This window comes from Roseibium limicola (genome assembly GCF_017313085.1).
In the GTDB taxonomy this organism is placed as follows: Bacteria; Pseudomonadota; Alphaproteobacteria; order Rhizobiales; family Stappiaceae; genus Roseibium; species Roseibium limicola.
This window is the reverse complement of the sequence record NZ_JAFLNF010000011.1, coordinates 51,748-60,512: the sequence shown is the minus strand read 5'-3', so window position 1 is coordinate 60,512 and position 8,765 is coordinate 51,748. Positions and strand designations below refer to the sequence as shown.

The window sequence follows — 8,765 nt, the reverse complement described above, 5'->3', positions numbered from 1 at the left end:
ATGCGCGCTTCGAGATCGATGCGGACACGGGTGTGGTCACTCTGGCTGATGGTGTCACGCTGGATGCGGAAACCGAAGCCAGCATTGATCTGGAAGTGACCGCGACGTCTTCGGATGGGTCGAGCAGCTCTGCGACCTTCACCATCGAGGTGTCGGACGAGAACGAGTTTGCCATCGGTCCCGTCTCGGATGCCGATGCAACGGTCAACTCTATCGATGAGAACTCTGCAGGCGGCACGGTTGTTGGCATCACTGCCTTCGCAGAAGATCTGGATGCAAGTGACACGGTGACCTACTCGGTTGCGGACGCCCGCTTCGAGATCGATGCGGACACGGGTGTGGTCACCCTGGCTGATGGTGTAACGCTGGATGCGGAAACCGAAGCCAGCATTGACCTGGAAGTGACCGCGACGTCTTCGGATGGGTCGAGCAGTGCCTCTACCTTCACCATTGAAGTGGCCGACATCAATGAAGCACCTGATCTTGTGGTCGGCGACGGTGTTGGATCACATGACTATATCCAGAACGGAAGCTTTGAGCTCTTCACCTCTTCCGGGCTGGAGTACGGAAATGGAGATTCCCGCTGGTATGGAGATGCCAATGTGGAAGGCTGGATAACCCATGCCGACATTCACACCAGTGGCTTTGACAATGATCTGGGAACGACAGACGGTGAGTTCCGCCTGGATCTCGCAGGTCCTGAAAACAATGGCTATGCCCAGCAGGCTGTTGAAGGCCTGGAGTCCGGCGAGACCTACCGCCTGAGCTTCGATGCGCGCCATCGTGGTGTTGCCGGTGATGCGACGGTCCAGGTGTTCTGGGGTGGTGTGATGGTGGCGCAGGTCAGTCCGTTGGATACGGGCACTGACTGGCAGTCTTTCACCTACGATGTAGTCGGCGGTGCTGGTGATGGAACGGATCGTCTGACCTTCGTCGAAGTTGGCACCAACAACTACAAGGGCACTCAGATCGACAATGTGTCGATGGTGGATGTCTCCGATGTTGCGGTCTCTGAAAACGATCAGGGGGCCGGGGTTGTCGCCCTCTCCGTGGTTGACCCTGACGCTGGTGATACCCACACCTTCTCAGTGTCCGACGATCGCTTCGAGGTGGTTGTTGACGGAAGTGACTATCTCTTGAAGCTGAAGGATGGCGAGTCTCTCGATTATGAAACGGAGCAGTCCGTTTCCGTCGAGGTGACGGCGACCGATGCCGGCGGATTGTCGGATACGGAAACCGTTGAAGTCCGCGTCATCGATCAGGACGATGTCGGCGTGATCTATGGCACGGAGGAGTTCATCCATGTGGGGGACACCACGGCCCTCAGCCTGTCGGATGATCAGACCCTGTTTGAAGGAGTTGAAGTCTCCGTTGGCAACATTCTGGACGGGGATCTGTCTCTGACCTCGCTGCTGGATGTCGGCAACGGACTTGCGACCCTGGATGGGGCAGCTGATCTTCTGCTGAACACCGGTGAACTGGTTTACGATGTTGTCAGCGGTGTTTCCGGGGTGCTGAACTTCGAGTTCGACCGTGGGTTGGCGAATGCTTCCTTCGAGATCAGCGATTTCTACTCGGGCTTTTTGGGTCTGGATACAGAGCGTGGATCCTGGGAAGCCTATAATGACGGCGTGCTCGTCGGCACAGGCAACTTCGCAGGCACAGCCGATGGCATGGACACGATTGACGTCGATGTCGGAGGGTTGTTCGATCAGGTGGTTCTGACCGCCGATGCATCGACGCTTGGTCTGGGGTCGTCCTACACCTTCGAACAGATCCTCTACACGGATGTTGATCTGACGGTGTCGGGCAATGACACGCTGACCGGCTCCGACGGGGCCGATGAGATCCATGGCCTGAGTGGTCAGGACACGATCTACGGTCTTGGCGGCGATGACCTGATCATCGGTGGTACCCGTGATGATGACCTCTACGGCGGCGACGGGTCGGACACCTTCTCCTACATGATGGGCGATGGAGATGACACGATTGCCGGTGGTGCTGGCGGTGGCGGAAGCTGGATCGATATCATCGATCTGCAGGATGCTCCAGGCGAAGCGCTTGGAACATATGGCACGGATTGGACGGTCACGATCACTCAGGGCACGATCGACAGTGTCGATACCGAGAACGGTATGATCAGCCTGTCTGATGATGCGGCTGGCTACATCGATCTCTCCGACGGTGCGCGCATCGACTTCACCGAGGTTGAAGGTATCCAGTTCTAATCAGGCTGGTGACAGTGAAAATTGCAGAAAGGCGGGCCGCAAGGCTCGCCTTTCTGGCGTTCTGGGCGAAGGGAACGCAGCTTATTTGATCGCTGGCAGATGCGGCATGGCAACGGATTCCGGACCTACAGGCAACTCCGCATGAGCAATCTCCATTTCCGTCGGGTCCAGGCGCAAGACCCAATTGTTGAGTTCTGCAATCAGCCGTGGCATCTCGCGCGGCCTTTCGGCAATGATGTCGAAGTAGCCTGGATCGAGACGTCCCATGGTGGCGAGCAGAAACAGCTTGGTGATTGTCGCGTCATAGCGGGCGCGCTCGTGGGAGACCTTGGAGTTGATCAGCTCGCGCTGACCGTCAAGCACATCCAGAAGCGAGCGTTGACCGCCGTCATATTCGACGTTCAGACCGTCGGCCGCCGCCTTGTTGGAGCGGATGGCCCGCTGGGCCGCTTCCGCCCGGCTGCGAGCGGCGCGCTCCTGCTTGTAGGCACGGATGATGTTTTCGCGAATGGTCTGCTGAATATCATCCAGCTCATACTGCTCCTGGGTTGCCGTGTAACGGGCTGTCCTCACGGCAGAAACATTCCGGCCGCCTGAAAAGATCGGAGCGGTGACGCGTAAGCCGAAACGGAAATCCTCCTGGTCGCGATTGCCCAGATTACCGCGGTAGCCATTGCGCCAGGAGCTTTCCAGCTGGACATTGGGAAGCATGTCTCCGACAGCGGCGCGGGCCGCAAAGCGGGCGGCACGGGCGTCGGAAATTGCCGCACGGATGGCCGGGTTCTGTTTCATGGCGATGGAGATCGCCTCGTCGATGTTGGCCGGGTTCAGGTGACCGGGAATGGTGGGCCACCCGATTTTGCCTGGCTCATGTCCCGTCAGACGGGCGTAAAGCGCTTTTGAGCCTTCCAGGTCCCCCTCGGCCTGGTCCCGGTTGCCTTCGGCTTCCGAAATTCGGGCGCGCGCCTGTTCGACGTCGGTCTTGGTCGCATCGCCGGAGCGGTAGCGGGCGCGGGCGGCGGTTACCTCCTGCTGCACAACGCCGACATACGAGCGAAGATGGTAGAGAATGGCCCGGTCACGCACCACGCGCAAATAGGCGTCGGCGGTGTTGAAGAGCAGGGTTTGCTCGGCATCCAGAAGCTGGTTCCGGCCTGACGCCGCCCGCTCATGCGCCTGGTTGAGGCGATTGACGGCGGAGAAACCCTGGAAGAGAGGCTGGGTGACGGTGATACCCATACTGTAAAAGGCCGAGCGGTCGCTTGTGCCATCGCGGCTGCTGTCGAAGGCGTTATGCTCTCCGACGAAATCACCGGTGACCGTCGGCAAGAAATCCGATCGGGCGGTCCAGACCCCCTGGTTGACGGCTTGATATCTGGACCGTTCAGCTTTCAGGGCCGGGTTGACCGCATAGGCAGAGGCCATGGCCTCTTGCAGACTTTCTGCCAGGGCGATGGAGGGTGCCAGCGGGCAACTGGTCAGGACAAACAGGGAAATTGCGTTCAATAAACGCCTGGGCCGAAGAGGTCGATGTTTCGTCAAATAAGCACACATGATCGCCGAAAAACTCCGTTCTCGTTGATTGCATGCTTAATCCTCATGGTTAATTAAAAGTATTTGTGAGGTATAACTTCGGTATTCGACAATATTTATTTACTCATTGCGTGAAATATTATTGTCATTATTTACAGGTGTCTCGCTGCAGCTGCGGCCTTGATCGACCGAATCTTTTCACGGAACGGGCGCGCGTCGGGTCTGAATACAGCGGTTGGAGCAACTTTTGAGTGCCGTTGTGGACGGAATGGGCAGGAATGCCGCAACAGTGTGTCTTGTCATCCGGAATTTTCTCAATGACTAAAATGGTAATGAAAAATTTTACCGTAGCTAACCGTTTTGCGTTCAAAACCCAAGGCTGCAGACATTGGTCGCAGACTTATTCGAGTTGGACGTCGGGACTGAAAACATCCTTCTCAGCCCTGTTTTTTAATCATGACTTTTTTGGGGGGCTACTCATCGAATGCCGATAAGACCGAAGCCAACCCGCGTGAACAACGCTTATGAGCGCCTTAAGCTCGATATCATGCGGAGTGAATTACCTCCCGGGTTTCAAGCACCGGAACCTGAAATTGCAGAACGGTTGGGAATGAGCCGTACGCCTGTTCGCGAGGCTTTGATCCGGCTGGAGGCCGATGGGCTGGTCGATCTCGTGCCCCGCCGTGGGGTTCGCGTGCGTGGCATGTCCAGGGAGGACATGCGAGAAGTCTATAATCTGCTGTGTGTGCTGGAGCCGCTCGCGGTGCGGCAGGTGTGCTGTGAAGATGAGATCGCGACCGTCGAAGCATTCGCTGCCATGGACGTTTATGTCGAGTCAATGCGGACGGCGGAGCAGGCTGGGGAGATCGACGCCTGGGCGGAGGCGGAGCTTGGGCTGCGTCGAATGATCATCGAGTTGGGGCGCAATCGTCGCCTTTCCACCATATTGGCCAGTCTGTTTGATCAATTGCAGCGGGGGCGCCTTGTGTTGCTGCGGCTGATGCCGATGCCGGTCGGGTCTGCAGATCGATGTGCTGCGATTCTGGAGGCGATGCAAGCTCGTGATCCGGATATGGCGGAGCAGCTGATGTGTGCCTATCGGCAAGACGCCCGTGCATTGACTGACGAGGTTTTTCAGGTCAGTCGCCTGTCGCAGGTTTGAACCGGGCGAGTGTTTGTCAAAGCAAACGCCGCGCCTGATGGGGCGCCCCTTTCCTTTTTCTATCAAGGGCAGCTTGGTGAAAGGGAAAGGGGCTGGTGGGGTGTCCTGGTGAGAGGCTGGAGGCCCCGAGCCTGAAATTTTTATCGGTTTTTGTTTACGTGTAATCATAACTTATATCCTGTTCCACCCCTTTGATTTGCCGACTACTGTCCCTTCAGATAGCCTCCTGTCCAAAATCAGGAACGCTGTGACCGGACGTTCGGGCAAGATGGTGGGAGGCGTTTTCCATCTACCCAATTCGTGCCGCAGTCTGAGAATGCTTTCTGATGACACCGAGTTGGCGAGGAAATTATGTCTCAGGAGCCATGCTACGACGTTGCCCATTTGGGCCACGTCGAGTTGCTGACGAACAAGTTCGAGGAAAGTCTGGCATTCTTCGTGAATGTCTACGGCTTGACCGAGAGTGGCCGAGACGAGACCTCTGTCTATCTCCGGGCTTTCGATGATTACGAGTTCCATTCCCTCAAATTGACCCAGTCCGACACGACCGGTGTCGGCCATATCGGCTATCGCTGTTCCTCTCAGGCTGCTCTTGAGCGCCGGGTGGCTGCCATCGAGGCAATGGGCTGCGGCATCGGCTGGGTCGAGGGCGACCTGGGGCATGGCCGAGCCTATCAGTTCAATGATCCGGACGGGCATGTTTTCGAAGTCTATTTCGACACCTGCAAGTATGTGGCGCCGGATGGCGAGAGGGCGGCCTTGAAGAATATCGCTCAGCGGTATCACGGGCGCGGGGCAGCGGTTCGTCGGATCGATCATCTCAATCTGCTGGCGCATGATGTCTCGAAAATCCGTGAATGGATGCCGAAGGCGCTCGGGTCACGGGTGACCGAATACATTCAGCTCGACAACGGTCGTCTGGGCGGATGCTGGTTTACCGTCAACAACAAGTCCTATGACATCGCCTACACCGAGGATCACACGGATGCGACGGGGCGCTTTCACCATGTGACCTATGCGGTTGATCAGCGTGAAGACGTGTTGCGCGCGGCAGATATCTTTCTGGAGAACGGCGTCTTCATCGAGACAGGACCGCATAAGCACGCCGTCCAGGGCACCTTCTTTCTTTATGTCTATGAGCCTGCCGGCAACCGCGTCGAAGTTGCCAATGCCGGGGCGCGTCTGGTGTTGCAGCCGGACTGGGAGCCGGTGTGCTGGACAGAGACCGACCGCATGAAAGGTCAGGCCTGGGGCCTCAAGACCATTCCAAGTTTTCATACCCACGGCACACCGCCGGTGGACGCTTAATTCACTCGGAGATATTTCGCATGACCAACAAAACGGCCCTGGTGATCAGTGCTCATTCCGCTGACTTTGTCTGGCGCTGTGGGGGCGCTATCGCCCTGCATGAAGACAAGGGCTATGACGTCACGGTGGTCTGCCTGTCCTACGGCGAGCGCGGTGAGAGTGCCAAGCTGTGGAAGCAGGAAGGCATGACGCTGGAAAAGGTCAAAGCCGGTCGTCAAAAGGAAGCTGAGAACGCCGCCGCAGCACTTGGTGTGTCCGATATTCAGTTCTTCGATCTGGGCGACTATCCGCTGCAGCTCGATACGGATGCCAAATACAAGCTCGTCGATGTGATCCGCAAAGTTCAGCCAAGCTTCATGCTGAGCCATTCCCAGTATGATCCGTACAACACCGACCACATGTATGCGACTCAGGTGGCGCTGGAGTGCCGGATGATCGCCCAGGCCTGGGGTCACAACCCGGGTGAAAAGGTTCTCGGTGCGCCGCAGCTCTACCTGTTCGAGCCGCATCAGACCGAGCAGATGGGCTGGAAGCCGGACACGTTCCTCGACATCACCTCGGTTTGGGACAAGAAGCGCGCCGCCATCGAGTGCATGCAGGGCCAGGAACACCTCTGGGATTATTACACCAACGTTGCGGAAAACCGCGCCAACCACTTCCGGCGCAATTCCGGCGGGCAGGCAGGCGGACGTCCGGCGAAATACGCCGAAGGCTTCCAGTCGATCTTCCCGCGCACCGTTGACGAACTTTAAGAGGACGAACCTGAGATGGGCGGCATAGTCGTACAGAAAATCGAGCGGGCCGATCCGGCAGTCATCAAGGCGCTGGGGCAGGCAGGGGTTGCCACCGTTCATGAAGCGCAGGGCCGCAAGGGCCTGCTGGCCTCCAACATGCGCCCGATCTTTTCCGGCGCGCAGTTGGCGGCGTCCGCAGTGACGATCTCTGCGCCTCCGGGCGACAACTGGATGGTGCATGTGGCAATCGAGCAGGTGCAGGCGGGCGATATTCTCGTTCTGGCGCCCACCAGCTCATGTGAAGACGGCTATTTCGGCGATCTTCTGGCGACCTCCATGCAGGCGCGTGGTGGCGTTGGCCTCATCATCGATGCTGGCGTGCGTGACACCAAGGATCTGACGGAAATGAATTTTCCGGTCTGGTCCAAGGCGGTCTTCGCTCAAGGCACGGTCAAGGAGACCGTCGGCTCGGTGAATGTGCCGGTGGTTTGCGCCGGTGCCTACATAAACCCCGGCGATATCATCATCGCGGATGATGATGGCGTTTGTGTTGTGCGCCGGGAAGAGGCCGAAGAGGTGCTCAAGAAGGCACAGGTCCGCATGGATGCCGAAGAAGACAAGCGCAAGCGCCTGGCTGCCGGTGAACTGGGCCTCGACATCTACAACATGCGCGACCGTCTGAAGGAGAAGGGCCTCACGTATGTCTGAAGCCCTTGATCACGGACCTGACGTCGACAGCGGCATCCCCGCCATGTGGATGCGTGGCGGTACGTCGAAGGGCGGATATTTCCTTGCCGATGACCTGCCGTCCGACGCTCAGCTCCGCGATCAGTTTCTGTTGGCCGTGATGGGCTCTCCCGACCCGCGTCAGATCGACGGGCTCGGGGGCGCTGATCCGCTGACCTCCAAGGTGGCGGTCGTGAAGAAATCCAGCCGTCCCGGCGTCGATGTGGATTATCTGTTTCTGCAGGTCTTTGTCGATCAGGCGGTTGTCAGCGACGGTCAGAACTGCGGCAATATTCTCGCAGGCGTCGGGCCTTTTGCCATTGAGCGTGGTCTCGTCGAGGCGCATGAGGGCACGACGGATGTGCGGATCTTCATGGAGAACACCAGTCAGCTGGCGACGGTGACGGTTGTCACGCCGCAGGCGCGGGTGACCTACCGGGGCGATGCGAAGATCGACGGGGTTCCGGGATCTTCCGCTCCGGTTTCCATCGTGTTCGAGGACACTGCGGGCTCGACCTGCGGTGCGCTTCTGCCAACCGGTAATGCGGTTGATGAGATCGACGGTGTTGGCGTCACGATGATCGACAACGGCATGCCCTGTGTGGTGTTGGCGGCGGCGGATTTTGGCCTGAGCGGTCAGGAAAGCCCGGCAGAACTTGAGGCGAACACCGAGCTGAGGCAGCGGCTTGAGGCGATCCGGCTGAAAGCCGGGCCGCTGATGAACCTGGGCGATGTGAGCGAGAAATCCGTGCCCAAAATAACCCTGGTCAGTGCGCCGGAAAACGGCTGCATCTCGACCCGCACATTCATTCCACACCGCTGCCACAAGGCCATCGGTGTGTTGGGAGCTGTCAGTGTCGCTACGGCCTGTCTGCTGGAGGGCGGACCGGCACGAGGGCTGGCACAAATCCCCGAGGGCGAAACCAAGACCCTGTCGGTCGAGCATCCGACCGGAGAATTCTCCGTGTTGGCGGAGTTCGATGCTGGCGGTCAGCTTTCGCGTGCCGGCGTGCTTCGCACAGCCCGGAAATTGTCTGACGGGGTGGTCTTCGGCTGACCCGTCATTCATCGATC

The 8,765-nt window shown here is 58.4% G+C and carries 7 protein-coding genes; 6 read left to right on the top strand and 1 reads right to left on the bottom strand.

Annotated features, from left to right (window positions below; genetic code table 11):
* Positions 1 to 2,228 (top strand): cadherin domain-containing protein (locus J0X15_RS19350; RefSeq protein ID WP_206944486.1); only part of this gene is annotated, 2,228 nt, incomplete at its 5' end.
* A gap of 81 nt (positions 2,229 to 2,309) precedes the next feature.
* On the opposite strand, the gene J0X15_RS19345 is transcribed toward J0X15_RS19350, so the two are convergent.
* Positions 2,310 to 3,734 carry a TolC family outer membrane protein gene (locus J0X15_RS19345; protein ID WP_209015477.1) on the bottom strand — a complete coding sequence of 475 codons (1,425 nt, stop codon included), beginning with the start codon at positions 3,732 to 3,734 and terminating at the stop codon, positions 2,310 to 2,312.
* 511 nt (positions 3,735 to 4,245) lie between these two features.
* On the opposite strand from J0X15_RS19345, the gene J0X15_RS19340 reads away from it, so the two are divergent.
* From J0X15_RS19340 to J0X15_RS19320, 5 genes are all read left to right on the top strand, one after another.
* On the top strand, positions 4,246 to 4,923 hold the full coding sequence (locus J0X15_RS19340) for a GntR family transcriptional regulator (protein WP_206944482.1): 678 nt from the start codon (positions 4,246 to 4,248) through the stop codon (positions 4,921 to 4,923).
* 351 nt (positions 4,924 to 5,274) lie between these two features.
* Complete coding sequence (locus tag J0X15_RS19335) at positions 5,275 to 6,231, top strand: VOC family protein (RefSeq protein WP_206944480.1); 957 nt, start codon at positions 5,275 to 5,277, stop codon at positions 6,229 to 6,231.
* 20 nt (positions 6,232 to 6,251) lie between these two features.
* On the top strand, positions 6,252 to 6,983 hold the full coding sequence (locus J0X15_RS19330) for a PIG-L deacetylase family protein (protein WP_206944479.1): 732 nt from the start codon (positions 6,252 to 6,254) through the stop codon (positions 6,981 to 6,983).
* 15 nt (positions 6,984 to 6,998) lie between these two features.
* A complete protein-coding gene (locus J0X15_RS19325; RefSeq protein ID WP_206944477.1) occupies positions 6,999 to 7,673 on the top strand; it encodes a 4-carboxy-4-hydroxy-2-oxoadipate aldolase/oxaloacetate decarboxylase in 675 nt (224 codons plus the stop codon).
* Positions 7,666 to 8,748: a 4-oxalomesaconate tautomerase gene (locus J0X15_RS19320; protein WP_206944474.1), complete on the top strand. Its 1,083-nt coding sequence runs from the start codon at positions 7,666 to 7,668 to the stop codon at positions 8,746 to 8,748. The genes J0X15_RS19325 and J0X15_RS19320 overlap by 8 nt, the downstream gene beginning before the upstream one ends.
* Positions 8,749 to 8,765 lie beyond the last annotated feature (17 nt).

What these genes read in the sequence shown, in the direction of transcription:
- J0X15_RS19340 (WP_206944482.1), top strand. Translation starts at nt 4,246, where the DNA reads ATGCCGATAAGACCGAAGCCAACCCGCGTGAACAACGCTTATGAGCGC.
- J0X15_RS19335 (WP_206944480.1), top strand. Translation starts at nt 5,275, where the DNA reads ATGTCTCAGGAGCCATGCTACGACGTTGCCCATTTGGGCCACGTCGAG.
- J0X15_RS19330 (WP_206944479.1), top strand. Translation starts at nt 6,252, where the DNA reads ATGACCAACAAAACGGCCCTGGTGATCAGTGCTCATTCCGCTGACTTT.
- J0X15_RS19325 (WP_206944477.1), top strand. Translation starts at nt 6,999, where the DNA reads ATGGGCGGCATAGTCGTACAGAAAATCGAGCGGGCCGATCCGGCAGTC.
- J0X15_RS19320 (WP_206944474.1), top strand. Translation starts at nt 7,666, where the DNA reads ATGTCTGAAGCCCTTGATCACGGACCTGACGTCGACAGCGGCATCCCC.